This window comes from Streptomyces sp. NPDC001970, from assembly GCF_053594115.1.
The window spans coordinates 117,001-143,263 of sequence record NZ_JBSFDW010000012.1 but is presented as its reverse complement, the minus strand read 5'-3'; the positions used below and the strand labels follow the sequence as shown (position 1 = coordinate 143,263).

The 26,263-nt window shown below is 71.7% G+C and carries 27 protein-coding genes and 1 pseudogene; 9 read left to right on the top strand and 19 right to left on the bottom strand.

The features are described from left to right. Entirely contained in the window at positions 1–1,134 is a 1,134-nt protein-coding gene (locus ACWCP0_RS17410; protein WP_451079661.1) for an Mrp/NBP35 family ATP-binding protein, read from the top strand. Between the two features lie 233 nt (positions 1,135–1,367). Here the strand turns inward: ACWCP0_RS17410 and ACWCP0_RS17405 are convergent, their stop codons facing one another. From ACWCP0_RS17405 to sigE, 5 genes are all read right to left on the bottom strand, one after another. Then, positions 1,368–2,033, bottom strand: coding sequence for a hypothetical protein (locus tag ACWCP0_RS17405; protein WP_451079660.1), 666 nt, complete (start codon positions 2,031–2,033; stop codon positions 1,368–1,370). A gap of 129 nt (positions 2,034–2,162) precedes the next feature. Then, positions 2,163–2,603, bottom strand: a complete 441-nt coding sequence (locus ACWCP0_RS17400; RefSeq protein ID WP_451079659.1) for a sec-independent translocase — start codon at positions 2,601–2,603, stop codon at positions 2,163–2,165. Between the two features lie 170 nt (positions 2,604–2,773). Beyond that, complete coding sequence (locus ACWCP0_RS17395; RefSeq protein WP_451079658.1) at positions 2,774–4,558, bottom strand: S1C family serine protease; 1,785 nt, start codon at positions 4,556–4,558, stop codon at positions 2,774–2,776. A gap of 105 nt (positions 4,559–4,663) precedes the next feature. Next, entirely contained in the window at positions 4,664–5,500 is an 837-nt protein-coding gene (locus tag ACWCP0_RS17390; protein ID WP_451079657.1) for an anti-sigma factor family protein, read from the bottom strand. After that, positions 5,497–6,186 (bottom strand): RNA polymerase sigma factor SigE, encoded by a 690-nt coding sequence (gene sigE / locus ACWCP0_RS17385; protein ID WP_451079656.1) that lies wholly within the window; start codon positions 6,184–6,186, stop codon positions 5,497–5,499. The genes ACWCP0_RS17390 and sigE overlap by 4 nt, the downstream gene beginning before the upstream one ends. A gap of 213 nt (positions 6,187–6,399) precedes the next feature. Between sigE and ACWCP0_RS17380 the strand changes: the two genes are divergently transcribed. Further along, on the top strand, positions 6,400–7,065 hold the full coding sequence (locus tag ACWCP0_RS17380) for an O-methyltransferase (protein ID WP_451079655.1): 666 nt from the start codon (positions 6,400–6,402) through the stop codon (positions 7,063–7,065). A gap of 128 nt (positions 7,066–7,193) precedes the next feature. On the opposite strand, the gene ACWCP0_RS17375 is transcribed toward ACWCP0_RS17380, so the two are convergent. After that, positions 7,194–7,361, bottom strand: a complete 168-nt coding sequence (locus tag ACWCP0_RS17375) for a DUF3117 domain-containing protein (RefSeq protein ID WP_003966491.1) — start codon at positions 7,359–7,361, stop codon at positions 7,194–7,196. Between the two features lie 330 nt (positions 7,362–7,691). Between ACWCP0_RS17375 and chcB the strand changes: the two genes are divergently transcribed. Beyond that, a complete protein-coding gene (chcB, locus tag ACWCP0_RS17370; protein WP_451079654.1) occupies positions 7,692–8,492 on the top strand; it encodes a 2-cyclohexenylcarbonyl CoA isomerase in 801 nt (266 codons plus the stop codon). A gap of 97 nt (positions 8,493–8,589) precedes the next feature. On the opposite strand, the gene ACWCP0_RS17365 is transcribed toward chcB, so the two are convergent. Together ACWCP0_RS17365 and ACWCP0_RS17360 are read right to left on the bottom strand one after the other, a co-directional pair. After that, positions 8,590–9,177 (bottom strand): DNA-3-methyladenine glycosylase I, encoded by a 588-nt coding sequence (locus ACWCP0_RS17365; protein ID WP_451079653.1) that lies wholly within the window; start codon positions 9,175–9,177, stop codon positions 8,590–8,592. Then, entirely contained in the window at positions 9,174–9,632 is a 459-nt protein-coding gene (locus tag ACWCP0_RS17360) for a DivIVA domain-containing protein (protein WP_451079652.1), read from the bottom strand. Before ACWCP0_RS17360 ends, ACWCP0_RS17365 begins: the two co-directional genes overlap by 4 nt. Positions 9,633–9,741: 109 nt before the next feature. On the opposite strand from ACWCP0_RS17360, the gene folP reads away from it, so the two are divergent. Further along, positions 9,742–10,614: a dihydropteroate synthase gene (folP, locus tag ACWCP0_RS17355; RefSeq protein WP_451079651.1), complete on the top strand. Its 873-nt coding sequence runs from the start codon at positions 9,742–9,744 to the stop codon at positions 10,612–10,614. Between the two features lie 155 nt (positions 10,615–10,769). Here folP and ACWCP0_RS17350 read toward each other — a convergent pair whose 3' ends face one another. Both ACWCP0_RS17350 and dapE read right to left on the bottom strand, forming a co-directional pair. After that, positions 10,770–11,552, bottom strand: a complete 783-nt coding sequence (locus ACWCP0_RS17350) for an LOG family protein (RefSeq protein WP_451079650.1) — start codon at positions 11,550–11,552, stop codon at positions 10,770–10,772. 117 nt (positions 11,553–11,669) lie between these two features. Continuing rightward, positions 11,670–12,749, bottom strand: coding sequence for a succinyl-diaminopimelate desuccinylase (gene dapE, locus ACWCP0_RS17345; protein ID WP_451079649.1), 1,080 nt, complete (start codon positions 12,747–12,749; stop codon positions 11,670–11,672). A 98-nt stretch (positions 12,750–12,847) separates the two neighbouring features. On the opposite strand from dapE, the gene ACWCP0_RS17340 reads away from it, so the two are divergent. Next, positions 12,848–13,825, top strand: coding sequence for a hypothetical protein (locus ACWCP0_RS17340; RefSeq protein WP_451079648.1), 978 nt, complete (start codon positions 12,848–12,850; stop codon positions 13,823–13,825). Positions 13,826–14,522: 697 nt separating this feature from the next. Then, the gene (locus ACWCP0_RS17335) at positions 14,523–15,023 is read left to right on the top strand and encodes an ATP-binding protein (protein WP_451079647.1); all 501 of its coding nucleotides are present in this window, start codon (positions 14,523–14,525) and stop codon (positions 15,021–15,023) included. Between the two features lie 71 nt (positions 15,024–15,094). Here the strand turns inward: ACWCP0_RS17335 and ACWCP0_RS17330 are convergent, their stop codons facing one another. Continuing rightward, positions 15,095–16,189 (bottom strand): bifunctional succinyldiaminopimelate transaminase/glutamate-prephenate aminotransferase, encoded by a 1,095-nt coding sequence (locus tag ACWCP0_RS17330; protein WP_451079646.1) that lies wholly within the window; start codon positions 16,187–16,189, stop codon positions 15,095–15,097. A gap of 77 nt (positions 16,190–16,266) precedes the next feature. After that, positions 16,267–16,587: a ferredoxin gene (gene fdxA, locus ACWCP0_RS17325; RefSeq protein WP_010474859.1), complete on the bottom strand. Its 321-nt coding sequence runs from the start codon at positions 16,585–16,587 to the stop codon at positions 16,267–16,269. Between the two features lie 139 nt (positions 16,588–16,726). On the opposite strand from fdxA, the gene ACWCP0_RS17320 reads away from it, so the two are divergent. Continuing rightward, entirely contained in the window at positions 16,727–17,731 is a 1,005-nt protein-coding gene (locus tag ACWCP0_RS17320) for a GNAT family N-acetyltransferase (protein WP_451079645.1), read from the top strand. Between the two features lie 17 nt (positions 17,732–17,748). Beyond that, on the top strand, positions 17,749–18,591 hold the full coding sequence (locus ACWCP0_RS17315) for a transglutaminase family protein (RefSeq protein WP_451079644.1): 843 nt from the start codon (positions 17,749–17,751) through the stop codon (positions 18,589–18,591). 323 nt (positions 18,592–18,914) lie between these two features. Here the strand turns inward: ACWCP0_RS17315 and ACWCP0_RS17310 are convergent. From ACWCP0_RS17310 to ACWCP0_RS17300, 3 genes and pseudogenes are all read right to left on the bottom strand, one after another. Continuing rightward, positions 18,915–19,389, bottom strand: a pseudogene (locus ACWCP0_RS17310) (alpha/beta fold hydrolase); the annotation flags it as partial. Between the two features lie 34 nt (positions 19,390–19,423). Then, entirely contained in the window at positions 19,424–19,633 is a 210-nt protein-coding gene (locus ACWCP0_RS17305; protein ID WP_451079643.1) for a DUF397 domain-containing protein, read from the bottom strand. After that, positions 19,620–20,444 carry a helix-turn-helix domain-containing protein gene (locus ACWCP0_RS17300; RefSeq protein WP_451079642.1) on the bottom strand — a complete coding sequence of 275 codons (825 nt, stop codon included), beginning with the start codon at positions 20,442–20,444 and terminating at the stop codon, positions 19,620–19,622. The genes ACWCP0_RS17305 and ACWCP0_RS17300 overlap by 14 nt, the downstream gene beginning before the upstream one ends. Before the next feature lie 113 nt (positions 20,445–20,557). On the opposite strand from ACWCP0_RS17300, the gene ACWCP0_RS17295 reads away from it, so the two are divergent. Further along, on the top strand, positions 20,558–20,782 hold the full coding sequence (locus tag ACWCP0_RS17295) for a hypothetical protein (RefSeq protein WP_451079641.1): 225 nt from the start codon (positions 20,558–20,560) through the stop codon (positions 20,780–20,782). A gap of 730 nt (positions 20,783–21,512) precedes the next feature. On the opposite strand, the gene ACWCP0_RS17290 is transcribed toward ACWCP0_RS17295, so the two are convergent. The 4 genes from ACWCP0_RS17290 to mshB form a co-directional block, all read right to left on the bottom strand. Next, positions 21,513–22,469: an NADP-dependent oxidoreductase gene (locus ACWCP0_RS17290; RefSeq protein ID WP_451079640.1), complete on the bottom strand. Its 957-nt coding sequence runs from the start codon at positions 22,467–22,469 to the stop codon at positions 21,513–21,515. Positions 22,470–22,610: 141 nt separating this feature from the next. Beyond that, complete coding sequence (locus tag ACWCP0_RS17285; RefSeq protein ID WP_451079639.1) at positions 22,611–24,779, bottom strand: hypothetical protein; 2,169 nt, start codon at positions 24,777–24,779, stop codon at positions 22,611–22,613. A 186-nt stretch (positions 24,780–24,965) separates the two neighbouring features. Then, positions 24,966–25,367, bottom strand: coding sequence for a DUF6113 family protein (locus ACWCP0_RS17280; RefSeq protein WP_451079638.1), 402 nt, complete (start codon positions 25,365–25,367; stop codon positions 24,966–24,968). Then, positions 25,364–26,257: an N-acetyl-1-D-myo-inositol-2-amino-2-deoxy-alpha-D-glucopyranoside deacetylase gene (mshB, locus tag ACWCP0_RS17275; RefSeq protein WP_451079637.1), complete on the bottom strand. Its 894-nt coding sequence runs from the start codon at positions 26,255–26,257 to the stop codon at positions 25,364–25,366. The genes ACWCP0_RS17280 and mshB overlap by 4 nt, the downstream gene beginning before the upstream one ends. Positions 26,258–26,263: the final 6 nt, after the last annotated feature.

The window sequence follows — 26,263 nt, the reverse complement described above, 5'->3', positions numbered from 1 at the left end:
ATGGCTACGGATGACGCGGTGCGCGAGGCATTGGCGACGGTGAACGACCCCGAGATCAACAAACCGATCACCGACCTGGGCATGGTCAAATCGGTGGAGATCGGGGAGGACGGCGCCGTTGCCGTCACGGTCTATCTCACCGTCTCGGGCTGCCCGATGCGCGAGACCATCACCCAGCGCGTCACGGACGCCGTCTCCCGTGTCGCAGGCGTCTCCCGCGTCGATGTGTCGCTGGACGTGATGAGCGACGAGCAGCGGCGCGAGCTCGCGGCCTCGCTGCGCGGCACCAGCGCCGAGCGTGAGGTTCCGTTCGCCAAGCCCGGCTCGCTGACCCGCGTCTACGCGGTGGCGTCCGGCAAGGGCGGCGTCGGCAAGTCCTCCGTGACCGTGAACCTGGCGGCCGCGATGGCGGCCGACGGCCTGAAGGTCGGTGTCGTCGACGCCGACATCTACGGCCACAGCGTGCCGCGCATGCTGGGCGCGGACGGCCGTCCGACCCAGGTCGAGAACATGATCATGCCGCCGTCCGCGAACGGTGTGAAGGTCATCTCGATCGGCATGTTCACCCCGGGCAACGCGCCGGTGGTGTGGCGCGGGCCGATGCTGCACCGCGCGCTGCAGCAGTTCCTCGCGGACGTGTACTGGGGCGACCTGGACGTCCTCCTGCTCGACCTGCCCCCGGGCACGGGCGACATCGCGATCTCCGTGGCCCAGCTGGTGCCGAACGCGGAGATCCTGGTCGTCACCACCCCGCAGCAGGCCGCGGCCGAGGTCGCGGAGCGGGCCGGCTCCATCGCCGTACAGACCCACCAGAAGATCGTCGGCGTCGTCGAGAACATGTCGGGCCTGCCGTGCCCGCACTGCGACGAGATGGTCGACGTCTTCGGCACGGGCGGCGGTCAGAGGGTCGCCGAGGGCCTGACGCGGACGACCGGCGCGACGGTGCCGGTGCTGGGTCAGATCCCGATCGACGTGCGCCTGCGCGAGGGTGGCGACGAGGGCAAGCCGGTCGTCCTGACGGACCCCGACTCCCCCGCGGGCTCGGCCCTGCGCGCCATCGCCGACAAGCTCGGCGGCCGCCAGCGCGGCCTCGCGGGCCTGAGCCTGGGCATCACCCCGCGCAACAAGTTCTGAGCCCGACCGTGGGCAGGGCTTCCGCAGAGGCTCTGCCCACCCGTCAGCCGCCCGGGCCGCGCTCCTGGATCCGTAGTTCGCAGGTCCCTCGTTCGTGAAGATCGAGCGGTCGCAGCCGGTCAAGCAGCGGTCGACTTGGGTGCGCACGTATCCCTGTCCGCTCGACAGCGGCCGGGAACGGGCAACGATCACGCGTCGAGCCGTCACTAACGGGTGACCTGCGAAGTCCGGGCCTAGAGCGCGTAGTCCCCGAGGTCCCGCACGACCGAGAACCCGAGCCCGTACGCGCTCATACCGCGCCCGTACGCGCCCACGTGCACCCCGCTCCCCGTGGAGCCGGCCAGCACCCACCCGAATTCCGACTCCCGGTAGTGGAACGGCATCGGCACCCCGTCCACCGGCAGCGACAGCTCCGACCACGCCGGGCCGTCCATGTCGTCCGCGAGTTCGAACGCGGTCTCGGTCTGCTGGTCCAGCCAGTCGTCCCGCAGCGAGTGGTCCAGCTGCCCGGGCCAGGTGTACGCCAGCAGACCCGAACCGGCCAGCCACGCCGCCGAGGCGACCGTCGTCGCATCCAGTACGCCCGTACCGTCGCTGCTGCGCCGCACGGGGCTCGCGCCGACCGTCACGACAACCGCGAAGCGCTCCTTCTCGGCCCCCGCGGCGTCGGACTTTATCGACGGCTCGTCGCCGTGGCCCATGGAACCGTGCTGCACCGTGCCGTCCGCCGTGGTGGCGACCTGCATCAGCCAGCGCGGTCCTGTGAAGGCCTCGTCCAGTCCGTACCAGGGGAAGGACGCGCGCAGATAGCCGTCGACCGTACGCCGGGCCACGGGCACCCCCTCAGCAGCAGATGCGCTGGGCGTGCTCTGCGTCCCTACCCGACTCGTCGTCTCCATCTACCCGGCCGCCTCCTCGATCCTGTGGTCCGGAACGGCCCACCCCCCGCGGGCGTCCTCGTTTCCGGACAGATGGAGAGGATAGCCATCTCGCACCGGCTCGTTGGGATTGGTGGCGCTCCGGGGCACTCAGGTGGCGTCTGCGTCGAAGGGCGGGCGCTCGCCCTGATCGACGGTTTCGCGCTTCTTGAGCAGGTCGGGGGCGGCGCCGGGCGAGCCGTTGACGGCGGCCGGGACGGAGGTCTCGGGTTCCTTGCCGTTGACCGCGTCCGCGACGTCGTTGATTTCCTTCTTGAGGTCGAAGCTGCTCCGGATCTCCTTGAGATCGTCGTTCTCGGAGAGCTGCTTGCGGATGTAGGTCTTGGGATTGAGGTCCTCGAACTCGAAGTCCTTGAATTCCGGGCCGAGTTCGCTGCGAATGTCGTGCTTCGCATTGTCGGAGAACTCCCGGACCTTGCGGACGAACCGCGAGACGTCCTGGATGACCTTCGGCAGCTTGTCCGGGCCGAAGACGAGCACGGCGAGGACCACGAGCGTCACGAGCTCGAGCGCGCCTATGTCATTGAACACCCTGCTGCTCCTTGTGTTCGCGTTCTCCGTACCCGCCGGTCATGGGTGGGACCCGCTCAACGGTACCCGGCCATTCTGTCCTGGCGGTACCTTCACGCGTCTCTTCGGGTGTCACTCCGGGGGCCTGTCGGGCGACCTGCCGGGCCCCGGCCGGGCCCGTGCGACGTCCGTCACGAGCCGCTCGACGAGCCGAGCGTCAGTGTCTTGGTCTGCTCCTTGCCGTCCCGGAGCAGGGTCAGCTCCAGCCGGTCGCCGGGGCGGTGCGCGCGGATCTTGACGATGAGCTCCTCGCCGCTGTGCACCCGCTGACCGTCGACCTTGGTGATGACGTCGCCTGGACGGATGCCGGCCTTGGCGGCGGGTCCTCCGGAGGTGATGGGCGGGGTGCCGTCCCTGCCCTTCTCGCCGACCCGGGCGCCGTCGCCCGTGTACTTCATGTCGAGACTGACACCTATGACGGGGTGGGTGGCCTTGCCGGTGTTGATGAGCTCCTCGGCGACGCGCTTGCCCTGGTTGATGGGGATGGCGAAGCCGAGGCCGATGGAGCCCGCCTGACCGCCGTCGGGGCCGGCGCCGCTGTCGGCGGCGCGGATGGCGCTGTTGATGCCGATGACACGGGCCTTGGAGTCGACGAGCGGGCCGCCGGAGTTGCCGGGGTTTATCGGGGCGTCGGTCTGCAGTGCGTCGACATAGCTGATGTCGCTGCCGTCGCCCTTCTCGCCGCCCGCGGTGATCGGGCGCTCCTTGGCGCTGATGATTCCGGCGGTGACGGTGTTCTGCAGGTCGAAGGGGGCGCCGATGGCGACGACCGGGTCACCGACACGGACGTTGTCGGAGTTGCCGAGGGGCAGGGGCTTGAGCCCGGACACGCCGGTGACCTTGACGACGGCGAGGTCGTAGCCACTGTCCTTGCCGACGAGCGTGGCGCGCGCGGTCTCGCCGCCGCTGAAGGTGACGGATATGCCGCCGGAACTGCCGGCCGGGTCGACGACGTGGTTGTTGGTGAGGATGTGGCCCTGCTGGTCGAGGACGAAGCCTGTGCCGGTGCCCTGCTCACCGCCACCGCTGACGTGCAGCGTCACCACACTGGGGAGGGCGCTGGCGGCGATGCCCGCGATGCTCTCGGGGGCGCGGCCGGAGTCCTCGGGGCCGGTCTGGGGCAGCTCGACCGTGGTGATGCCGCCGTTCCGCTCCAGGTACGCGCCGACGCCGCCACCGAGCACGCCGGCGAGCAGTGCGAAGAGCAGAGCACCGACGAATGCGGTGCCGCGCCGCGACTTCTTCTTCGACGGCTCCCCGGCCTGGCTCAGGGAGACCGTCCCGGGGGCGCTCCAGGGGTCGTACTGCGCCCACTGGACCGGCGTCGCAGGTGCAGGCGCGGGCACGGGCGCAGGGGCGGGCACAGGCGCAGGAGCGGCTGCGGCCATGGCTGCCGGAGCCGGAGCCGGGGCGGGGTACCCGTTGCCGTTGTTCACGTGGTGCTGCGCCGGGACGGGCGTCCCGTGCGCCGGAGTGCCCACGGGCCGCTGTACGGGCGGGGCCGGGGCCCACGGCCCGGGGCCTCCGTAGGGCGGCGTCCGGTACTCGTCGGGCTCGTGCAGCGGCTGTACGCCGACGCCCTGCGGCGGGGCGGCATCGGCCACCGCCTCGTCCACGTGGTCGGCATGTGCGGGCTCACCGGCGGGTGCCGCGGCCACGGCGGCGGGAGCAGGTGCGGGCGCCGCCCCGGGAGCATCCGCAGCAACGGGCGCAGGAGCCGGTGCGGCCAGCGTGTACTCGGACCGGTCGTCGGTGATGGTGGCGGGAGCAGACTCCGGAGCAGCCGGTGCGGCGTCCGTCCGGGGAGCGTCGGATCCGTGCTCTGCGGGGGCCGGGGGCGTCTCCGGCGTTGCGCTGCGGCGGGGAGGCCGGCTCCACCACTTCGGCTTGGGATCCGTCTGCTTCCCGTTCTCCATGCTCTCCCCGCAACTGGCCGATCCACGCGCCCCGCCGGGCACCCCTCCCTGGATTCAACCAGGTTTGCGGAAGGCATCACACAGCGCGGCGGGCGCCGCTCGGCGTCAGCGCCCGGTCGGTGCCGCGAGCTGCGTCGGGTGCGGGGTGGCCGTAACGCTCGGGCCTTGCACGGTGGCCGGCTGGAACGCCGAGCCCGTGGGCCGCATCCACGCCGGCGGCGCGCCCGTGAGCAGGCTCGACGCCGCGAACGGGTGCGTCTGCATCAGGGCGGGCGAGACCACGCCCACGGTCTGCTCGCTGGTCGCACCACCGCGGCGCCGTCCGGCGTCCGCGCCCGACGCGGCCGACGTGGACGACGTGGACGCGCTTCGCTGGGGCGTCACATTGTTCCCCCGCTGCTCACCGCGGGCGGCGGTGTCGCCCGCTGCGCCGAGCGGCAGCGTCCCGCCGAGGGCGATCGCCGCGAACGACACCGCGCTGGCAGCCGTGAGCGCGAATCTGCGTCCGCGCCACACCGAGCGCTCGGCCTCCTGGCGCCCCACGTCGTGGATACGGAACCCGGAACCGTGCTCCTGCCCGGGACCGGGTGCATACCCGAAGCCCTCCGGTGTCATACCGAAGATGCCGTCGCCGAAGCGTCCCCCTCCGGCGCCGAACGGGCCGCTTCTGTCGTCGTCACCGCTGGCGGGCGGCCCTCCGGGCGGCCCGCCGGGCAAGCCCTGCAGGCGGGCAAGGAACCCTTCGGACGGCGGCGGCGGGGCGGTCGCCGCGAACACGCTCTTCAGCCGGCGCTGCGCGTCGGCCTCGGCCTTGCATTTGGAACAGGTCGCCAGGTGTGCGAGCACCCGGTCGCGCGCGTCATGTTTCAGCTCGCCGTCGATCAGAGCAGCGAGCCGGTCCCCCAGGTGCTGCTCCGCGGGGGTCGGTCCGATACCGCTCACGCCGAACCGCCCTCCCCGGCCACGCCCGCCATCGCGCGCTGCTCGGCACGCGCCTCGGGAGAGCGGTGCTGAAGGGCCTTACGCAGATGCGAGCGGCCGCGGTGGATACGGCTGCGGACCGTGCCGAGCTTGACGCCGAGCGTGGCCGCGATCTCCTCGTACGACAGTCCCTCGATGTCGCAGAGCACCACGGCGGCGCGGAACTCGGGCGCCAGGGTGTCCAGCGCCTGCTGCACGTCGGCGTCGAAGTGCGTGTCGTGGAAGACCTGCTGCGGGGACGGCTCACGGCTGGGCAGCCGCTCGGCGGCGTCGTCGCCGAGCGCGTCGAAGCGGATCCGCTGCTTGCGGCGGACCATGTCCAGGAAGAGGTTCGTCGTGATCCGGTGCAGCCAGCCCTCGAACGTCCCCGGCGTGTATGTCGAAAGGGAGCGGAAGACGCGGACGAAGACCTCCTGGGTGAGGTCCTCCGCGTCGTGCTGGTTTCCGGTCAGACGGTAAGCGAGGCGGTAGACCCGGCCGCTGTGCGTGCTGACGATGTCCTCCCAGGAGGGAGGCGTCCACGCCTGCGATTCCGCATCCGATGCGAACGTCGCGGTGGGCACGGAGTCGGCTTGGTGGGAACGGGCGTCAGCGGTGTCTGTCACGGATTTCGGCTCACCCGCCGATCCGAGGAGGCGCCTCAGCACCCCTCTCCGATCCACAGGCGCAGCCGCACCTCCCCTATCGGCTCTGGTGGAGTCCAGTGGAGTCCCTACCATAGCCACCTCGCCCGTTAGCTCCGGATAAGAATCTTTACGCGAATTTCGGTGCGGTCGGCGGTCACCCGCACGTTCTTCCCCGCTCCTCCATAACGCCCGGTCCCATCTGCGGGTTCCCGGACGCAGCGGATACAGTCACCGTTGCGCCAACTACGGGGACAGGAGAGGGTCATTACCGCCAACCGGCAGACGAGCTGGGCGTTCGCCGACGCCTTTGTCGCCGAGGACGAAGCGCTGCGCTGGGCCCGTGAGCGGGCCCGGGAATCAGCGCTGCCCTCGGTGTCGCCAGGCACCGGCGCCGCGCTGCGACTGCTGGCCGCGACGGCCGACGCCAAGGCGGTGGCGGAGATCGGTACCGGCACCGGCGTCTCGGGGATCTATCTGCTGCGGGGCATGCGGCCCGACGGGGTGCTGACGACCGTGGACCCGGAGCCGGAGCGCCAGGGCTTCGCGCGGGAGGCGTTCCGTGCCGCGGGCTTCGCGGGGAACCGGGCGCGGTTCATCCCTGGCCGCGCCCTGGACGTACTGCCCAGGCTCGCGGACGGCGGGTACGACCTGGTTTTCTGCGACGGCGACCGGCTGGAGTCACTGGACTACCTCGCTGAATCGTTGCGCCTGCTGCGACCTGGCGGTCTTGTCTGCTTCGAGGGCGTCTTCGCGGACGGCCGCACGGTCGACTCGGCGGCTCAGCCGGCCGAGGTGCTGCGGGTCCGCGAGCTGCTGCGGGCGGTACGGGAGAGCCAGGAACTGCTGTCGTCGCTGCTGCCGGTGGGCGACGGGCTGCTGTGCGCGGTGCGCCGCGGCTGAGCGGCGGCCGCCGAGCAACCTCAGCGACTGAGCGGCTGAGCGACCGGCCGAGCGGCTGACTCACAACTCTGCCCCGGCACGGTCGTACCGTGCCGGGGCAGTGCAGAAAGGTGAGGGCGCTCTTCGCGTCAGCCGACGACCTTCTTGAGGGCGTCGCCCAGTGCGTCGGCCTCGTCCGGAGTCAGCTCGACGACAAGCCGACCGCCGCCTTCGAGCGGAACGCGCATGACGATGCCCCGCCCCTCCTTGGTCACCTCGAGCGGGCCGTCGCCCGTCCGCGGCTTCATGGCCGCCATGCTCGTTCCCCTTCCTGAAACCAGCTCATCGTCAGCCGACGGCCCCCTGGGTGGGCACACGTCACCGGCATCGAACACATTGCTTCCCAGCCATTATCCCGCATGGCGGGACCCGATGACCAACATCGGTCGGCATCGCTTGCGCAACGCGCTTTCGCAAAACCACCCAATTCGGCGATCCGCCTGCGATACTTCGCCACCGCGCTCACACAAGTGACCCACAATTCTTTGACGCACGTCACATACCAGGGCGTATGTCAGGCCTAGGCGATCTCCGCCATGCTGGGCCCGACACGATCGCATCGCCCGAGCCGCAAAGGGGACCCTGCCATGGCCGACACCGTTCTGTACGAGGTGAAGGACGGACTCGCCACCATCACGATCAACCGGCCCGAGGCCATGAACGCGATGAACGTCGAGGCCAAGGAGGCCCTCCGGGACAGCGTGCAGGCCGCCGCGGCCGACGAGGCCGTCCGGGCGGTGCTGCTGACCGCGACGGGCCGGGCGTTCTGTGTGGGCCAGGACCTGAAGGAGCACGTCTCCCTGCTGCTCTCCGACAAGGAGGCGGGCACCAGCCACACGATGAACACGGTGCGTGACCACTACAACCCCATCGTGCGTGCCATCACCGAGATGCCGAAGCCGGTCGTGGCGGGCGTGAACGGGGTCGCCGCGGGCGCGGGCCTCGGCTTCGCCCTCGCCGCCGACTACCGGGTCGTCGCCGACTCGGCGAAGTTCACGACGTCCTTCGCCGGAGTCGCGCTGACCGCCGACTCGGGCGTCTCCTGGACTCTGCCGCGGCTGATCGGGGCGAGCCGCGCCGCCGATCTGCTGCTCTTCCCGCGGTCGATCACGGCACAGGAGGCGTACGACCTGGGCATCGCGAACAAGCTCGTACCGGCGGAGGAGCTCACCGCCGAGGCCGCGGCGGTCGCCCGCGCCCTCGCCGAGGGCCCGACCCTCGCGTACGCCGCGATCAAGGAGTCCATGGCGTACGGCGCCGGGCACTCGCTCCACGAGACGCTCGAGAAGGAGGACGAGCTGCAGACCAGGGCCGGAGCCTCCGAGGACCACGGGATCGCGGTCCGGGCCTTCCTCGAGAAGGCGAAGCCGAAGTACCTGGGGCGGTAGGGCCCGGTCCGGAAGACAGGCCCTGGTCCGGGCAGGCCCGGTCTCGACGCCTGGTCCGGGCAGGCCCGGTCTCGACGCCTGGTCCTCGGCGCCTGGTCTACTCGGCCGCGCCGCGGGCCACGCATTCGGCCAGGTGGTCGTCGACCAGGCCGCACGCCTGCATCAGGGCATAGGCCGTCGTGGGGCCGACGAAGCGCAGGCCGCGCTTCTTGAGGTCCTTGGAGAGGGCCGTGGACTCGTCCGTGACCGCCGGGACCTCCGCGAGGGTGATCGGCGCCGGGCGGGCGGCCGGATCCGGGGCGTACGACCAGATCAGCGAGTCCAGCTCGCCGGCCGACCAGTCCGCTAGCACCCGCGCGTTGGCGAGGGTCGCATCGATCTTCGCGCGGTTGCGGATGATCCCCGGGTCGGCGAGCAGGCGCTCCCTGTCGGCGTCCGTGAAGGCCGCCACAGACGCGATCTTGAAGTGGTCGAACGCCTGCCGGAAGCCCTCGCGGCGGCGCAGGATCGTGATCCAGGACAGCCCGGACTGGAAGGCCTCCAGACAGAGCCGCTCGAACAGCGCGTCGTCCCCGTGGACCGGGCGGCCCCACTCCGTGTCGTGGTACGTCACATAGTCCTCGGTGGACAGGCCCCAGGGGCAGCGCAGCCGCCCGTCCGGCCCTGCGATCGCTCCGTCGCTCATCGCTCCCCCTCGGAGTCCGGCCCCGGCCCCGCTCCAGGTCCCGGCCGCTCGTCCCGGGGACGCTCGACGGACCGCTCATCGGGACGCTTGTCGAAGAAGCCGCCGGGCCGGTCACCCCGATGGTCACCGAACAGCTCGGACGGCTGCCCCGTCTCCGTCGCGTGCCGCCCGGCCAGCGCCGACTCCAGCTCGGCGATGCGCGCGTCCCGCTCCGCGAGCTCCGCGCTGAGCCGGTCGAGGACGTCGTCGACGTCCGCCATCCGGTAGCCCCGTGGCGCCACCGGCAGCCGCAGCGCATCGATGTCCGCACGGCCGACCGGCCGCGCGGCCGGCAGCGGATCCACCAGCTGCTCGGGCGCCACCTCCGGGAGGACCGCGCTCTCACCGCCGCCGACCACCGCCAGGGTGACTGCGGCGACCACCACGACCATCGCGATCAGCAAGAACCAGAACACAGCGCCTCTCCCCGGAGCAGGAAACCATCCGCTGCCGATCGTGCCATGCGCCACCGACAGTTAAGGTCGCAGGCGACCGATCGCGAGGAGGAAACAGCAGATGCAGGGGATGCGCAGCGGGACTCTGCGGCTGGGGCGGCGCGAATTCGGCGCGCACGAGCCGGTGATCATGGCGATCGTGAACCGGACCCCGGACTCCTTCTACGACCAGGGCGCGACGTTCCGCGACGAGCCCGCCCTGGCCCGCGTCGAGCACGCGGTGTCGGAGGGGGCCGCCATCATCGACATCGGTGGCGTGAAGGCCGGTCCCGGGGAGGAGGTGACGGCCGAGGAGGAGGCTCGTCGCACGGTCGGCTTCGTCGCCGAGGTGCGCCGGCGCTTCCCCGATGTGGTGATCAGCGTCGACACCTGGCGCCACGACGTGGCCGAAGCCGTCTGCGAGGCGGGCGCGGATCTGCTGAACGACGCGTGGGGCGGCGTGGACCCGAAACTGGCCGAGGTAGCGGCCCGCTGCGGGGTGGGTCTGGTGTGCACGCACGCCGGCGGCGCGGAGCCGCGCACGCGCCCGCACCGCATCGCGTACGACGACGTCATGGCGGACATCCTCCGGGTGACCACGGGCCTGGCCGAGCGCGCGGCGGAGCTCGGCGTGCGCCGGGACGGCATTCTCATCGACCCCGGTCATGACTTCGGGAAGAACACCCGCCACTCGCTGGAGGCGACCCGCCGGCTCGGCGAGATGGTGGAGACGGGCTGGCCGGTGCTGGTGTCCCTCTCGAACAAGGACTTCGTCGGCGAGACGCTCGACCGCCCGGTGAAGGAGCGGGTGATCGGCACGCTCGCGACGACCGCGGTGTCGGCGTGGCTGGGCGCCCGGGTGTACCGCGTCCACGAGGTCGCCGAGACCCGGCAGGTCCTGGACATGGTGGCCTCCATCGCGGGCCACCGGCCTCCGGCGGTCGCCCGCCGGGGTCTGGCCTGAGGCCGGCCGGCGCGAATGGGCGCGGGTGAGGCCTGAGCTGGGTGGGCCTCGGGCGGGTGTGGCCTGGGGCCTGGCCAGGTCAGGCCCGTCCCGGCCCGAGGCCGTGGACCGGTACGCGGACGGGCCCGGAGTGAGCCCGTCCGGAAGCCGGGAGCCTACGCCTCGTAGCCCTCGAACGGGATCGGCGGCGGCGGGCCCGTCTCCTTCGTGACCAGCTTGACGGCCTCCTCCACGTCGTCGGTGACGTGGAAGAGCAGCATGTCGCGCTCGGACGCCTTGCCCTGTGCGACCACCGTGTCACGCAGCCAGTCGACCAGGCCGCTCCAGTACTCCGAACCGAACAGCACGATCGGGAAGCGGGTCACCTTGCCGGTCTGGACGAGGGTGAGCGCCTCGAAGAGCTCGTCCAGGGTGCCGAGCCCGCCGGGCAGGACGACGAAGCCCTGCGCGTACTTCACGAACATCGTCTTGCGGACGAAGAAGTAGCGGAAGTTCACGCCGATGTCGACATGCGGGTTGAGCCCCTGCTCGAACGGCAGCTCGATGCCGAGCCCGACGGAGATGCCCCGGGCCTCCCGCGCGCCCCTGTTCGCGGCCTCCATCGCACCGGGCCCGCCGCCCGTGATCACGGCGAAGCCCGCGTCGACGAGGGCCCTGCCGATACGGACTCCGGCCTCGTACTCGGGGCTGTCGGGTGCAGTCCGCGCGGAGCCGAATACGCTGATGGCGCTGGGCAGTTCGGCCAGTGCTCCGAAGCCCTCGACGAACTCCGACTGGATACGCATGACCCGCCAGGGATCCGTGTGCACCCACTCGGAGTCGCCCTCGGTGTCCAGCAGTCGTTGGTCCGTGGTGCCGGCCTGGATCTGCTCTCTGCGGCGCAGCACGGGTCCCAGCCGCTGTTCCTCCGGCCTCCGTGCTTCGTCGGGGTTGCCCATGACCTGCTCCCTCCGCTGCGGTGCTCGTTCCAGGTCAGCGTAGGTCCACGGAGGTGGACGGGAGCGAAATTCCGGAGGTCGGGCAGTGAGAGGTCCGGCGGTGGGGCCGCTGCCAGGTCAGGCGGTGAGCCAGTCCCGGAGCCGCACCTCGCAGTGCGTGATCTTGTCGACGGCCACGTGCTCGTCGCGCTTGTGGGCGTAGATCGCGTCGCCGGGTCCGTAGTTCACCGCGGGGACGCCCAGCGCACTGAACCTCGAGACGTCGGTCCAGCCGAACTTCGGCCGCGCCGTGCCGCCGACGGCCTCCATGAACGCGGCCGCCGCCGGGTGCGAGAGTCCGGGCAGCGCCCCGCCCGCGTGGTCGTCGACGACGAACTCGGTGATCTCGCAGTCCGCGAAGACCTCGCGGACATGGGCCTCGGCCTCCGCCATGCTGCGGTCCGGTGCGTAGCGGTAGTTGATCACCACGGTGCACTCGTCGGGGATGACGTTGGTGGCGACACCGCCATCGATCCCGACGGCGTTGAGCCCCTCGTGGTACTCGAGCCCGTCGATCACCGGGCGGCGCGGCTCGTACGCGGCGAGGCGGGCGAGGATCGGGCCGGCGGCGTGAATGGCGTTGGACCCCATCCAGCTGCGCGCGGAGTGTGCGCGCTCCCCCTTCGTGCGGAGCAGGACTCGCAGTGTGCCCTGGCAGCCGCCCTCGACCTGGGCGTCGGACGGCTCCAGCAGGACGGCGAAGTCGCCCTCCAGCCAGTCTGGGTGGGCCTCTGCCACATGCCCCAGACCGTTGAGGTGTCCGGCGACCTCTTCGTTGTCGTAGAAGACGAAGGTCAGGTCGCGGTTCGGGGCCGGGACGGTCGCGGCGATCCGCAGCTGGACGGCGACGCCCGACTTCATGTCCGAGGTGCCGCAGCCCCACAGGATGCCGTTGCCGTCCAGCTTGGAGGGGACGTTTTCGGCGATCGGCACGGTGTCGATGTGACCGGCGAGGACGACCCGCTCGGCGCGGCCCAGGTTCGTACGGGCCACGACGTTGTTGCCGTGCCGGTCGACCGTGAGGTGCGGCAGCGGGCGCAGCGCCTGCTCGATCGCGTCGGCCAGGGCCTTCTCGCTGCCGCTGACAGACGGGAAATCGACGAGTCGGGCGGTCAGCGCCGGGGCATCCAGAGTGAGGTCGAGCGTGGTGTCGGACATGGCACCGACCCTAGCGCCCCGCCTGCCCAGGGCCTGATCCACAAGACAGGCCCTGGGCCCCGGTGGGGCAACGAGGAGGGCCCGGTACGGTGGGCCCCGTGACCGAGACCGCCTCCCCCACCCGGCGCGGCCGCCTTCTGCGCAGCACGGCCGCGCTCGCCGTGCTGCTGGCGCTGGTCGCGTATGTCGTCGTGCAGTACATGAGCGGCGGCAGCGCGCCGCGGTGCGTCGTGCGCTCCGTCGAGGGGGTGGACTCCGACTCATCCGGCTCCGGCTCCGGTACGTCGTACGAGCTCACCCCGGAGATGGCCGCCAACGCCGCCACGATCTCCGCGGTCGGCACCACCCGCGGGATGCCGGAGCGCGCGGTCACCATCGCCCTGGCGACAGCCCTGCAGGAGTCCGCGCTGCGCAACATCAGGCACGGCGACCGGGACTCGCTCGGCCTCTTCCAGCAGCGCCCCTCGCAGGGCTGGGGTACCCCGCAGCAGATCCTCGACCCGGTGTACTCCGCCGGGAAGTTCTACGACCACCTCGCCGAGGTGCCGGGCTACTCGCGGCTGCCCCTCACCGTGGCGGCGCAGCGCGTCCAGCGCAGCGGTTTCCCGCAGGCGTACGCGAAGCACGAGCCGGACGCCTCCCTACTGGCGGCCGCGCTCACCGGCCGTGCGTCCGCGGCCCTGACCTGCACGGCGAGCCGGCAGACCGGTCCGGGCGACCCGGCCAAGCTGCGCGCCGAGCTGACCCGCTCCTTCGGCGCGGGCGTGCTGCCCGCGTCCGGGAGCGCGGGCGCAGGCGAAGGCGGGAACGAGTTCACCGTGCCGGTGAACGCGAAGGCCGGGGCGGCGGGCGCGGGCAAGGGGAAGCGCACCGGCGGGGCCGCCGGTTCCGCTTCCCCGCGCGGCTGGGAGCTGGCCCACTGGGCGGTGGCCCAGGCGTCCGTGCTGCGCATCGAGGAGGTCTCGTACGCGGGCCGGGTGTGGAGCGCGGACGAGGCGGACGAGGGCTGGACGCCGACGGACGCGGGCGCGGACGCCGCCGCGGGCGAGGTCAGGATCCGCATCGCGTCACGGTAGGCCGCGGGCGCGGGGCGCCTGCGGCGGGCGAGGTCAGGATCCGCATCGCGTCACGGTAGGCCGCGGGCGCGGACGCCGCCGCGGGCGAGGTCAGGATCCGCATCGCGTCACGGTAGGCCGCGGGCGCGGGGCGCCTGCGGCGGGTTTCCTCCCCGCCCCCTCCCGGTGTCGCTGTGCGGCTCCGCCGCGTGGGGGCAAGCCCTCAGCCCTCGGATCGTGCCGATACCGCCCAGTGGGCCCTGGTGACCGTCCTCAAAAGCCGGCGGGGCCGAGATGAGCCCCGTCGGCGTTTCAGGCGCCCGGATTCTGGGCGAGCCCGAGGAAATGGCGTACGGACGGAGCCCGGTTCGGGAAGGGGCGGGGTCAGGGAGATTCCGCAGCCCTCTTTTTCGTGTCGCGCAGGCGTCCGGGGCATCACTCTCCCGTGGGGACCGTCTCGCGGACGGGCGAGGTTTCCGCGGGGCGTTCGGGCACGTTCGAGGGAGGCCCGGAATTCCCTTGCGGGAAAAGGGAAGTGACGGTTCGGCAGGCTGTCTGGACGCGCAATGTTCGCCCGTTTTTGTCCGCAGCCGATTATGCGATGCATTACCAACTCTTTACCTCGGCCCACCGCAACCATTCCGGGCCCCAAGGCGGTTGTCACTGCGTCCGATCGCCGGACAGGCAACACCCAACGTTCTCTCGTCGAAGGAGCATCATGTCCCTCCCCCTGACCCGCCGGATCGCCCGTGCCGCGCTGCTCGTCGCAGCTGGTGCAGCTCCCGTGGTCGGTGCGGCCGGCTCCGCGAGCGCCGTGGACCTCGCCCAGGCCCCGAACCTGGGCGGCGGGCTGACCCAGCTCGACAGCGCCGCGACCGCCGACACCGCGAGCGGTGCCGCGCAGAAGGCGACCGGTCTGGCGAGCGAGACCGGCGGCAAGCTGGTCGGTACGGGCCTGCCGACCGCGAGCAAGACGGCTGGGCAGGCGGTCAAGACGGGCGCCCCCGCCGCGCAGGACACGGCCGGCCAGGCGGTCGGCAGCGCCTCCGACCTCGCGGGCCGGACCGCGGGCACCGCGGCCGAGCAGGCCGTGCCCGCCGCCGGGGGGCTGACGGGCGGTGTGCCGGTACCGGACGCGGGCACCACGCTCCCGACCGACCAGCTCCCCACGAGCCAGCTGCCGACGGGCCAGCTCCCGGCCGGCGGACTGCTCGGCTGAGCACAGACGCGGAAGGGCCCTCGGGAGCATGTGCTCCCGAGGGCCCTTCCGCATACCGTCCGCCGAGGCCGTCAGCCGAGGCGCTTGACGGCCGCCTCCACCCGCTCGTCCGTCGCCGTGAAGGCGACGCGCACGAACCGCTCGCCCGCCGCCCCGTAGAAGTCTCCGGGTGCGACGAGGATGCCCAGCTCCGCCAGGTGCGCGACCGTGTCCCAGCAGGGCTCGTCGCGGGTCGTCCACAGATAGAGGCTCGCCTCGCTGTGCTCGATCCGGAAGCCGTGCTTGAGCAGGGCCTCGCGCAGCGCGTCGCGCCGGGCCGCGTACCGGGCCCGCTGCTCCGCGACGTGCGTGTCGTCGCCGAGCGCCGCGACCGTCGCCGCCTGCACCGGCGCGGGCGTCATCATCCCGCCGTGTCTGCGGATCTGCAGCAGCTCACCCAGGACGGCCGCGTCACCGGCCACGAAAGCGGCCCGGTAGCCCGCCAGGTTCGAGCGCTTGGACAGCGAGTGGACGGAGACGATGCCCTCGTACGAGCCGCCGCAGACGTCCCGGTGCAGCACGGAGACGGGCTCGGCCTCCCAGCCCAGCTCCAGGTAGCACTCGTCGCTGAAGACGAGGACGCCGTGCTCACGCGCCCACGCCACGATCCGGGTCAGCTCGTCCTTGGACAGGACCCGGCCCGTCGGGTTCGACGGCGAGTTCAGCCAGAGCAGCTTCAGCCCGGTCGGGTCGAGCTCGGTCGGGTCGTCGTACACGACGGGAGTCGCCCCGCACAGCCGCGCGCCGACCTCGTACGTCGGGTAGGCGAGCCGGGGGTACGCCACCTTGTCGCCCGCGCCGAGCCCCAGCTGCGTCGGCAGCCAGGCCACCAGCTCCTTGGACCCGACCACCGGCAGGACATTGGTGTGTCCGAACGACATCGCTCCGAGCCGCCGCTCGCACCAGCCCACGAGTGCGTCCCGCAGCGCGGCCGTCCCCCACACCGTCGGATATCCCGGCGAGTCCGCGGCCGCGACCAGGGCCTGCTGGATCAGCACCGGGACCGGGTCGACGGGCGTGCCGACGGAGAGGTCGACGATGCCGTCCGGGTGGGCCGACGCCGTCTTCTTGTAGGGCTCGAGCTTGTCCCAGGGAAAGACGGGCAGGCGGGACGATACGGCGGACACGGTGCTCACTTTCTCGTGCGTACAAAAAGCCACGGCCCCGTACGGCGGACGAACCGTACGGGACCGAGGTGACGCGATCAGCCGTTCTGCGGCGGCAGAGCGGCGATGAAGGGGTGGTCGCGCTCGATCAGACCCAGCTTGGACGCGCCACCGGGCGAACCGAGCTCGTCGAAGAACTCGACGTTCGCCTTGTAGTAGTCCTTCCACTCCTCGGGAGTGTCGTCCTCGTAGAAAATCGCCTCAACCGGGCAGACCGGCTCACATGCTCCGCAGTCGACGCATTCGTCCGGGTGGATGTACAAGGACCGCTGGCCCTCGTAGATGCAGTCGACGGGGCACTCCTCGATGCACGCCTTGTCCTTGACGTCGACACAAGGCTGCGCGATGACGTAGGTCACGCTGTCGTTCCTCCTCGGTAGGGCGCGGCGTCCGATCTGCGGCTCGCCGCGGGGCTGCGCGGGAGCGCGGCGTCGTCGATGCCCGCACCTAGTATCTCCGTTCCTGGGGATGATCCGAACAGGAGGGGAGGACTGAGCTGTGGAATTCACCGCAGGCGGACGCATGGAGATCCGAATCACCCCCTCTGACGTGGGAAAACGCGTTTCCGTACGGCGGCTCGCCGACACCGGGCCCGCGTCGGAGAAGTTCACCGACACGGTCGGCGTTCTCACATCATGGAACGAGGGTGTGCTGCTGATCACACGGAGGACCGGGGAAAGCGTCCGTATCCCGGAATCTTCGCTGGTCGCGGGCAAGGTGGTCCCTTCCGCACCGGCCCGCCGACGGGGTCCCGCGGCGTCCTTCGAGGAACTGGCGCGGGTGTCGGCGCGGGCGTGGCAGCCGGTGGAGAGCGAGCCGCTCGGGGAGTGGGTGCTGCGGGCGGCGTCCGGGTTCACGAGGCGGGCGAATTCGGTGCTGCCCCTCGGGGATCCCGGGGTGCCGCTGGACGATGCGCTGACGCAGGTGCGGGCCTGGTACGCGGAGCGCGGCCTTCCGGCATACGTCCAGACCGCGACCGGGGCGGAGGGCACCCAGGAGGCGCTCTGCGCGGAGCTGGAACGGCTCGGCTGGCAGCGCGAGGTGACGGCGGAGCTGCGGACGGGCGGGCTCGCGCCGGTCGGGGACGTGGATGCCGATGTGTCGCGGGTGCGGCTCGGACGAACGGTCGACGATGCGTGGCTCCGGCGCTACCAGCGGTTCGCTATGCCCGGCCCACATGTGTTGAAGGTCCTGTCCAGCGGCCCCTCGGTGTGGTTTGCCACCGTGCCCGGCGAGGGCGATACGCCCGCAGCGATCGGTCGCTGTGTGGTCGACGGTCGCTGGGCGGGATTCATGGCCGTGGAGGTGGCTCCGGAGCAGCGCAGGCAGGGCCTGGCGACGGCCGTGATGGCGGCACTCGCGCGGCGGGCCATGGAGGAGGGCGCATCGGCGGCGTGGCTTCAGGTCGAGTCGGACAACGGCGGTGCGCGTGCCCTGTACGAGGGGACGGGTTTCGCGATCCATCACCTCTATCACCATTTCCGATACTCCCGATCTTCCTGAGCGGGTACGAGACGCATATGCACCCGCCGCATCCCGACGCCACACGCCACTGGCGCCGCCGGTTCGCCGAGGAGGCACGCTCCGCGCGGCCCGACCTGGCGAAGCTGTGCCTGCTCGTGGGCACGGAGGCCGACGCGACGCTGGACGAGGCGGGGATCGACGCCGCCGAGATCGAGCTGGACCGGCTGGCGGGCCTGGTGCCGTACGGCATCAGCGGGCCGGAGTCCTGGGTGACGGCACTGGCCGGGCTGCTCGGGGACCGCTGCGGCTTCCACGGCACGCCCGGCTGCTACCAGCGCCTGGAGTCGTCCCTGCTCCACCACGTCCTGCAGCGCCGACGCGGCCTGCCGATCCTGCTCTCCGTCGTCTGGCTCGAGGTGGCCCGCCGGGCGGGGGCGCACGTGTACGGTGTCTCGCTCCCCGGCCACTTCGTCGTCGGCTTCGGCGACCCGGCGAAGCCCGTCCTCGCGGACCCCTTCGCGGGCGGGCGCCTGCTGACCGGTTCGGACGCGGAGCTTCTCGTCGTGGGCGCGACGGGCGAGGCGCTCGACCCGTCGATGCTGGTCCCGACGGACCCGCTGGAGATCGTCCTGCGGATCCTCAACAACATCCGCGCGTGGGCCGCCGCCCGGCCGGAGCGTACGGACGTGGCGCTGTGGGCCGTCGACCTCTCCCTCCTCCTCCCCTCCCATCCGGCCCGTCTCCGCTTCGAGCGCGCCCAGCTCCTCGTCCAGCGCGGCGAGTTCCTCGCGGGCGCGGCGGAGATGGACGCGTACGCGGACATCGTCTCCGCGGTCGAGCCGGCGACGGCGGCGAGGATCAGACGCCGGGCGCACGCGGCGCGGTCGATGCTGAACTGAGCCGAGCCGGCCGCGGCTCAGCCGAGCCCCGGGCCGAGCCTCGGGCCGAGCCGAATTGGCCGAATGACGCTGAACCGATCTGAACTGAACCAATCTGCACTGAACCGGGCTGAACTGGACCGTGCCGTCCGTCGACGTGCTCGCTCGGGCCGACCTGCGCTGCCGCCGAGTTGGCGGTCGCCCGCACCACGGGGACTGGCCGATGGCCTGAAGGGCACAACCCGTTTCCGCACGCCACCCCTTGGACTCGTACATCCGCATACGGGGGTATTCGTGCGTCGCCATGATGGCCGTCAGGTCAAGCGTCAGACGATGGGGTGTGCCGGGGGCACCGGCGAGGAAGCGCTCCCACTGTTCGGGGAAGAAACGGCCGACGCCGCGGTAGAGCCAGTCGGTCTCCGAACGCCGGGTCGTGGTGACACCGGCAATGACGATCTCGGACACCCGCTCGGGGTGCTGCTCGGCGTAGGCCAGGATCAGGGTGGAGCCCCACGCTCCGCCGTGCAGCAGCCAGCGATCGACGCCCAAGTCTGCCCGCAGCCGATCCATGTCGGTCATCAGGTGCTGGGTGGTGTTGTGCCGCATGTCGGTCGCGGGATCGCTCGCATGCGGGGTGCTGCGTCCGCAGCCGCGCTGGTCGAACAGGATCAGCCGGTACCGGTCCGGGTCGAAGAACCGGCGCATGCCGGGGACGCACCCTGACCCCCGGACCGCCGTGGACGACGAGAGCGGGTTTGCCGTCTCGGGATTGCCGCAGGCCTCCCAGTACACGAGGTTGCTGTCGCCGACGTCGAGCATGCCTTTCTCGTACGGCTCGATCGTCGGTTACAGCTCAACCACGTCCGGACTTGCCGCCCTTGAGGGAGCATACGAAGGCGGTCCAGACGGCCGGGGCGAAGCGAAGCGCGGGGCCGTGGGGTCGCTTGCTGTCACGGACCGGGATCGCCGTGGGGTGAAAGTCGTTGACCTCGAGGCATTCGCCGCTGCTGCCGCCGCTGTAGCTGGACTTCCGCCAACCCGCCAGGTGTTCAGTGCGCTTCATGCTCGTACTCCTCCGCGACGGACCTGATCAGCGCCAGGGACTTGCGGTGCGACAGCGCGTCGCCCAGGGCATGATCGTAGACCTCCTGGATCTGGCGTACCACGGACGGAAGTTCCCAGACCCTGCCCGACTTCAAGCCCTCCACATAGGCGATCGCCGGAACGTCGTCGAACCGCATGAGCGAGACGAAGCCCTCCAGCAGCGCGTGAGCCCCGACCTCATACGGGAGAACATGCACGCGGATACGGCGACTCTCCCCCAACGCCAGGATGTGCCTGAGCTGCTCGCACATGACGGCCGGTCCGCCGATCGGGCGCCGCAGCACCGCCTCGTCCAGCATCGTCCACACGACGGGTGAGTCGAATTTGTCGAGGATGTGGGCGCGCTCCAGGCGTGTGGCGAGGAGCTTGTCACGTTCCTCGTCGCTCTTGGGTGGATGGCCGGAGCCCAGTACCTCGCGTGCGTACGCCTCCGTCTGGAGGATGCCCGGAACCAACTTGGGGGCGTACTCGCGGATCTCCGTGGCCTGCCCCTCGAACTCCAGCGCCTCCGCGAAGTGTTCCGCCACCGCCCTCCCGTCCAGCGCCGGCAGGAACCGCTCGAAGAAGCCCCCCGTCCCCAGCACCTGGTCCAGCCGGCGTGCGTCCGCCACGTCCGGGCGGCGGCGGCCGGCCTCGATGTGGGCGATGTGCGTGCGGGACATGACCGCACGTTCGCTCAGCTCCTCCTGTGTGAGCCCGGCCGACTCGCGGCGGCGCTTCAACTCCTCGCCGTACTTCGTACGGGACTGCGGGTTGTCCTCGATAGCCATCGGCAACTCCCCTTTGTGCCGGTCGCGTTGTCACGTGCAAACCCCTACCGAGCGTAGCGCCGCCCACCCCACTCTGTGATCGGTTCGACACACAGAGCGAAAGGTCCGCGCGCATGCACACGCCGTACGGAGAAGGCGTCTTCGTCGCCCACACGGGCACCGACGTCTACGGGCCCGGCAAGGTCATCGGGGTGGAGGGCGAGCACCGGCGGGTGCGGTTCGTGCACTTCGTGGCCACGATCAACGCCCGGGACCTACGGGTGGCCTCCGCCGAGGAGGCGGAGGAGGTACGGGCGTGGCTCCAGGCGAAGCGGGCGCGGTACGGGGGCCGGTGGTGAGTTCCGCGGTCCTGCTCACACCTCCTGGTTCTTCCGCTGAAGGTTCGCGTGGCCATGGCCACCGGAGCGAGCAAGGCCATCGGGCTCGCGATCGTGAAGGCCCTGGCCGCCGAGGGCGCGCAGGTGGTGGCCGGCACGCGCAACTGCCGAGGCGGAGGCCGTCGGGCAGCTGGTCGCCGCGGCCGGGGACCGGATGGACATCCTCGTGAACAACGTGGGCGTGGCAAGGCCGTGTCCAAGGAGGTGGGCGATCGCGGGATCCGTGTGAACACGGCCGGCCCCGTCCCGGTCGAGACCGATCTGTGGCTGGGTGGTGGGGCGTGGCCGCCACCGTGTCCCAGGCGACCGGGACGGCACCGGAGGAGATGACCGCCTCGCAGCCCGCCGAGGTCGCGGACGTGGTGCTGGTGGTCGTGCCGGTGCTGGCACTGGCGCTGGTGCCGGCCTGTAGCGGCTACCCGTTCACCCGTCTTCCCGGCTCACCCGGGCTCTCCTGCCTCCCCGGCTCCTCCGCGCCTCGGGCACCGGGACGGCGGCATCGGCCTGGTGGTCCGACGCCGTGGGCGAGGACCCACCGCAGGAATTCCCGCCTGGCTGCTGGTGGCTTCGCCGCACAGGCAGACGACCTGGTCCATCCTCGGCAACACCGGCGTCGCCCTGGCAGTGCTGGCCGGCTGCCTCCTCGCCATGGAACGGTCGCCGCGGTTCCGGTGGGAGGCCACGCCGGTCGTCACGGTCGGTCGACGTGCAGGACGACCTTGCCGCGCGGGTGCTCCGTCACGAGCGCCTCGTAGGCGGCTCGCGTCTCGGTGAACGGTACGACGCGGTCCACGATGGGCTTGAGCTTGCCGGTGTCGATCAGTTCCTCGACGGCCAGGAGACCGGGCCGGTCGGGTTCGACGATGAAGAACACTCCGCGCGCGCCGTGGGCGGCGGCCTTCTCCGGATCCGGCGGCTCCACGATGCTGATCACGATTCCGCCGCGCCGCACCGAACCCCAGGAGCGGTCCAGCGTCTCGCCGCCGACGAGGTCGAGCACCACGTCGGCGTCGTGCACCAGGTCCTCGAAGCGTTCGTTCCGGTAGTCGATGACCTGCTGGGCACCGAGGCCGGTGACGAAGTCCTTGTCGCGCGCCGAGGCGGTGGCCGTCACCCGCGCGCCGAGCGCCGCGGCGATCTGTACGGCGAAGGTGCCGACGCCTCCCGCGCCGCCGTGCACGAGCACATGCTGCCCGGGCTGCAGTCCGGCGTGGTCGACGAGCGCCTGCCAGACGGTGAGGGCGGCGAGCGGGACGGCCGCGGCGCTGTCGTGGTCCAGTGTCTCCGGCTTGGCGGCTAGCATGTCCGCCTGAACGGTGACGTACTCGGCGGCCGCACCGTCGTGCGTGAACGGGATCAGCCCGTAGACCTCGTCGCCGACCTCGAGATCGGTCACCCCGCCGCCGAGCGCGGCCACGATGCCCGAGACCTCGTGCGACGGGACCGTGGGCGTACGGTCGTGCCCCGTCCCGTCGAGCCTGTCGGTCCAGGTCGCGTCCCAGTCGAGTTCGCCGGCGGTGATCGACGCGGCGCACACGGCGACGAGCACTTCGCCGGGAGCGGGTTCGGGGCGCGGGGCCGACTCGTACGCGAACCGTTCGGGGCCGCCGCGCTCGTGGGCTCGTACGGCATGCATCGTGGCAGTCATGACGGATCACTCCCGATTCGTCCGCATTCCCCGGCCCTGAATGTACTCGGGTGACCCGGAGCCCGCATGCCCGAGAGCCCCCGCCCGTGGTCGGGCGGGGGCTCTCGGTAGCGGCTGCGCCGGGCGAAGCCCGACCGCGCGTCAGCCCTGCGGGTTGAGCTCGATCGTCTGGGTCCGCTCGGCCGCGGTCTTGCCGAGCAGCGCCTTCTGCATCGCGGAGGCGACGTCGGCGGCGGAGACCGGGTGCTGCTTGCCGTCGCCCTTGGTGATCAGGATGCCGTCGAAGACGCCGTCCAGGAGCTCCTCGATGGCCTTCCTGTCGTAGACCTCGACGAGCCGGCCGTTGATCGGCTTCATGGACAGGATCTGCGGGAGCGACCGGGCGGGGCCGAACTTGATCTCCTTGCCGCCCGCCTTGATCGTGACCAGGTCGGACATCGCGGGCTCGGCGAAGTCCTTCATCGCCCGGTCCAGTTCGGCCTTGGTGATGGTGGGCTGGCGGATGCCGAGGGGCAGTTCGACCTCGTTCGTCCTGCCCGTCTCGACCTGGGCGCGGTACGCGTCCTTGACCGAGATCATCGACTGCTGGACGTCCAGCGTCTGTCCCGCCTTGCCCGGTACGGCGACGGCCTTGCCCGGCTCGAACCGGATCGTGCCCTCGGTGGCCGAGCCGGAGGTGCCCGCCAGATCGGTCAGCGCGACCTGGAGTTTCTCCTCGTCGACCGGGATGACCGGCTGGGCCACCCGCTCGCCGCCGAAGAGGGAGCCGATGACCGAGACCGGGTTGTAGTCACTGCCGGCGGCGTCCCGGACGGTCGCCTGACTGTCGAGGGAGAGGCCCGCCTTGTCCGGGGCGAGCTGCTCGTTCTTGGCGCCCACCGCGAGCCGGAGCGGGGCGGCGGCGCGCTCGCCGAGGGCGGCGTCGAGCTTGGCGACCGCGTCCTCCTTGGTGCCGCCGCCGATGTCGACGCCGAGGACGGTGGTGCCCTTGGGGACCTCGGAGTGGTTGAGCAGCAGGCCGGCGCAGTACGCGACCCCGAGCAGTCCGAACACGGCCGCGCCGGCGAGGACCGGCTTGGACCGGCCCTTCTTCCGTGCGGGACGCGACGAGGACGACGGCGCGCCGGCGTGAGCACCGGCCGACGGGGACGGCGAGGAGCCGGGCGGGCGGTGCGCCGGGCCCGCCGGGCCGGGGAAGTCGGGCGCCGAGAAGTCCACACCCGGGCCGGACGAGGGCCACGGGCCGCCGTCCGGGCCGACCGACGGGCCGCCCGGTACCGGGGGCGCGAAGGGTGAGCGGCGCTCCGGCGGGACCACCGGGATGCCGCTCGTGAGCGTGTCGCCCGAGACATTGGCACCGGGGACCGAGGGACCGGGCACGAGGGGCCCCGGGCCGGACGGACCATGCCCCTGATCGGGCGCGGGCTTCTGCGGAGTCAGTACGGCCGTGTCGTCGCTCATCCGCGGCCCGCCGCCGACGCCGCCACCGCCCGGGGCGAACGGCGAAGTGCCGGTGACCGGACCGGCCGTGGGGCCGGCGGGGCCCTGTGCGCCCCCTACGCCCTGCGGCGTGGGGGAACCCCCTGGCGGGCGCAGCCCGAACTGAGGCGTGGACCGGCCGGGTCCGGGGCCGTCCGCGTTCGCCGCGAGGTCGCTGAGCGAGCCGCCGGAACGCGGGGCAGGGGCGCCCGGCCCGGTGGGCGCGCTCGGGGCGCCCGTACCGCCGGGCCTGGTCGGCAGACCGGGCGTGCGCGGCGCGCCGGCTCCGCTCGGCGTCTCGGGAGCGGACGGTGCAGGGGCCGGCGAAGGCGCCGGCGCCTTGCGCGGCGCGAACCAGTCGCTCGTCTTCTCCTCGGCCGGCCTCTCCGGCGCGGCCGGGGCATCCTCGCGCGGAGCAGGAGCGGTCGGCGGCCGGGTGGTGGCCGAGGGCCGCGGAGTGCTGCCCGTACGTTCGGCGGGCCGCTCACCCTTTGCGTCCTTGGCGCCGTTCGCGCCGTTCGTACTGTTCGCACCCGCGGCGCCGGACGCGTTCTCCCGCGCGTTCACATCGTTCATCGGCGTACGCATGACGACCGGCGGAATGGGCCGCGAGCCCGGGATGTTGATCCGGATACGCGTGGTCAGCGTGGTCTCGGTCCTGGGCTCGTCCGGCTGCGGAGGGGCCGCAGGCTCGGCTCTCTCGTCCGGAGCGTCCTGCGTGGGATGCAGCGACGGATACTGGCGGGATCCGTACGGCGGCGTCCCCGACGGGTACGCGGCTCCGCCACGCCCCTGGGGGCCGGAGGACGAACTGTCAGTTTCACGACTCAATGCAGGTTCTCCCGATCGGCTCCGCCGCCCGTTCTTACTGTTTCCACTGCTGCGGGCGGCTCGGCGGCGCGCACCACCATACTGGCCGCCGCCGATCCGCACCCGGCGACTGCGGGAAGCGGTGCTCCGCATGCGCTCCGCGGGGCGTGGTCATGGCATGGTCATTTCGGCCTGAGACGGGACACGTCACGTGCCAAGTCGGCCTGTTCGACCGCCTGGTTGCGGCAGGCGCGCCATGGTGGCGCAGATCACAACGACCACCATTCCACCCAGCAGGAAGACGATCTCACCGATCCCGCCGGCGAAGAGGCCGTCACCCTCCGGCCGTCCGGCGCTCAGCAGCAGCACCGCGACGATCCAGCCGGCGGCCGGTGCGACCGCCCCCAGCTGGGTGCCGGTGGCGCGCATCCCGCCGTAGAAGAGCCCCGCGGCGCCGAGCAGTGCCAGCAGCAACCCGACCGGGAACCAGGCGGCTTGGACCAGCGAGCCGGCGGTCCCGACGACGAGGCCGAGCACCGCGAGGCCGAGGTATGCGGCGATACGTCCGGGTTTCGGGGGCTTGGTCATCCAGGCTCCGGGCTCGGTCATGAGGCCATCCCTTCGAACAGGTCGTGCTCGCGCGCACCGGCCGGTGCGCCGGATTCGCCACGCACCAACTGGTAGTACTCGGTGATGAACACCGGCTGGCCGAGGTCGTTGGAGAGTGCGAAGAACGGGCCGTCCACCGCGATCTGGGTGGCGTGGGCGCGCATCGCGGCGGACTTCCGGCCGGCGTACGCGGTGCCGTCGATCTCGGTGGTGATCTCCGCATCGTCCACGACGCCCGGGATGTCACCGATGTCCGCGATTCCGGGGAAGGCGTGAGGGCCGTCGGCGGCCCGCAGGTGCGCGAAGGCCTCCTCCGCGACCGAGCGCGGCACCCGGTTCCAGTAGATCTTGGCGATGGTGTGCGGGCTGCCGAGGTCGCGCCGGAAGGCCGGTTCGGCGGCGAGGTCGGCCGCCCGCATCGCGACGCGGTGCGCCTGGATGTGGTCGGGGTGGCCGTAGCCGCCGCGGGGGTCGTACGTGACGAGGACCTGCGGCCGTACCGAACGGATCACCTCGACGAGATACGGGGCGGCCTCGTCCACCTCCGTGTTCCAGAAGGCGCCGGGGCGGCGGTTGTGCGGCAGACCCATCATCCCGGAGTCGCGGAAGCGGCCCGGGCCGCCGAGGAAGCGGTGGTCGGTGACGCCGAGCTCGGCCATGGCCGCGGCCAGTTCACCGACCCGGTGCGGGCCGAGGCTGTCCTCCTTGTCGGCGGCCAGATGGGCGAGCTCGGGCGGGATGACCTCGCCCTCCTCGCCGAGGGTGCACGTCACCAGCGTGACGCGGGCGCCTTCGGCGGCGTACCGCGCCATGGTGGCGCCGTTGTTGATCGACTCGTCGTCGGGGTGCGCGTGCACCAGGAGCAGACGACGGGCTGGCAGGTCCGTCATGGCCCC

Excerpts from the sequence above, each read along its gene's own strand:
- ACWCP0_RS17410 (WP_451079661.1), top strand. The coding sequence starts at position 1 with ATGGCTACGGATGACGCGGTGCGCGAGGCATTGGCGACGGTGAACGAC.
- ACWCP0_RS17405 (WP_451079660.1), bottom strand. The coding sequence starts at position 2,033 with ATGGAGACGACGAGTCGGGTAGGGACGCAGAGCACGCCCAGCGCATCT.
- ACWCP0_RS17395 (WP_451079658.1), bottom strand. The coding sequence starts at position 4,558 with ATGGAGAACGGGAAGCAGACGGATCCCAAGCCGAAGTGGTGGAGCCGG.
- ACWCP0_RS17375 (WP_003966491.1), bottom strand. The coding sequence starts at position 7,361 with ATGGCGGCCATGAAGCCGCGGACGGGCGACGGCCCGCTCGAGGTGACC.
- chcB (WP_451079654.1), top strand. The coding sequence starts at position 7,692 with ATGGCCGACACCGTTCTGTACGAGGTGAAGGACGGACTCGCCACCATC.
- ACWCP0_RS17365 (WP_451079653.1), bottom strand. The coding sequence starts at position 9,177 with ATGAGCGACGGAGCGATCGCAGGGCCGGACGGGCGGCTGCGCTGCCCC.
- folP (WP_451079651.1), top strand. The coding sequence starts at position 9,742 with ATGCGCAGCGGGACTCTGCGGCTGGGGCGGCGCGAATTCGGCGCGCAC.
- ACWCP0_RS17350 (WP_451079650.1), bottom strand. The coding sequence starts at position 11,552 with ATGGGCAACCCCGACGAAGCACGGAGGCCGGAGGAACAGCGGCTGGGA.
- dapE (WP_451079649.1), bottom strand. The coding sequence starts at position 12,749 with ATGTCCGACACCACGCTCGACCTCACTCTGGATGCCCCGGCGCTGACC.
- ACWCP0_RS17335 (WP_451079647.1), top strand. The coding sequence starts at position 14,523 with ATGTCCCTCCCCCTGACCCGCCGGATCGCCCGTGCCGCGCTGCTCGTC.
- ACWCP0_RS17315 (WP_451079644.1), top strand. The coding sequence starts at position 17,749 with ATGCACCCGCCGCATCCCGACGCCACACGCCACTGGCGCCGCCGGTTC.
- ACWCP0_RS17305 (WP_451079643.1), bottom strand. The coding sequence starts at position 19,633 with ATGAAGCGCACTGAACACCTGGCGGGTTGGCGGAAGTCCAGCTACAGC.
- ACWCP0_RS17300 (WP_451079642.1), bottom strand. The coding sequence starts at position 20,444 with ATGGCTATCGAGGACAACCCGCAGTCCCGTACGAAGTACGGCGAGGAG.
- ACWCP0_RS17295 (WP_451079641.1), top strand. The coding sequence starts at position 20,558 with ATGCACACGCCGTACGGAGAAGGCGTCTTCGTCGCCCACACGGGCACC.
- ACWCP0_RS17290 (WP_451079640.1), bottom strand. The coding sequence starts at position 22,469 with ATGACTGCCACGATGCATGCCGTACGAGCCCACGAGCGCGGCGGCCCC.
- ACWCP0_RS17280 (WP_451079638.1), bottom strand. The coding sequence starts at position 25,367 with ATGACCGAGCCCGGAGCCTGGATGACCAAGCCCCCGAAACCCGGACGT.
- mshB (WP_451079637.1), bottom strand. The coding sequence starts at position 26,257 with ATGACGGACCTGCCAGCCCGTCGTCTGCTCCTGGTGCACGCGCACCCC.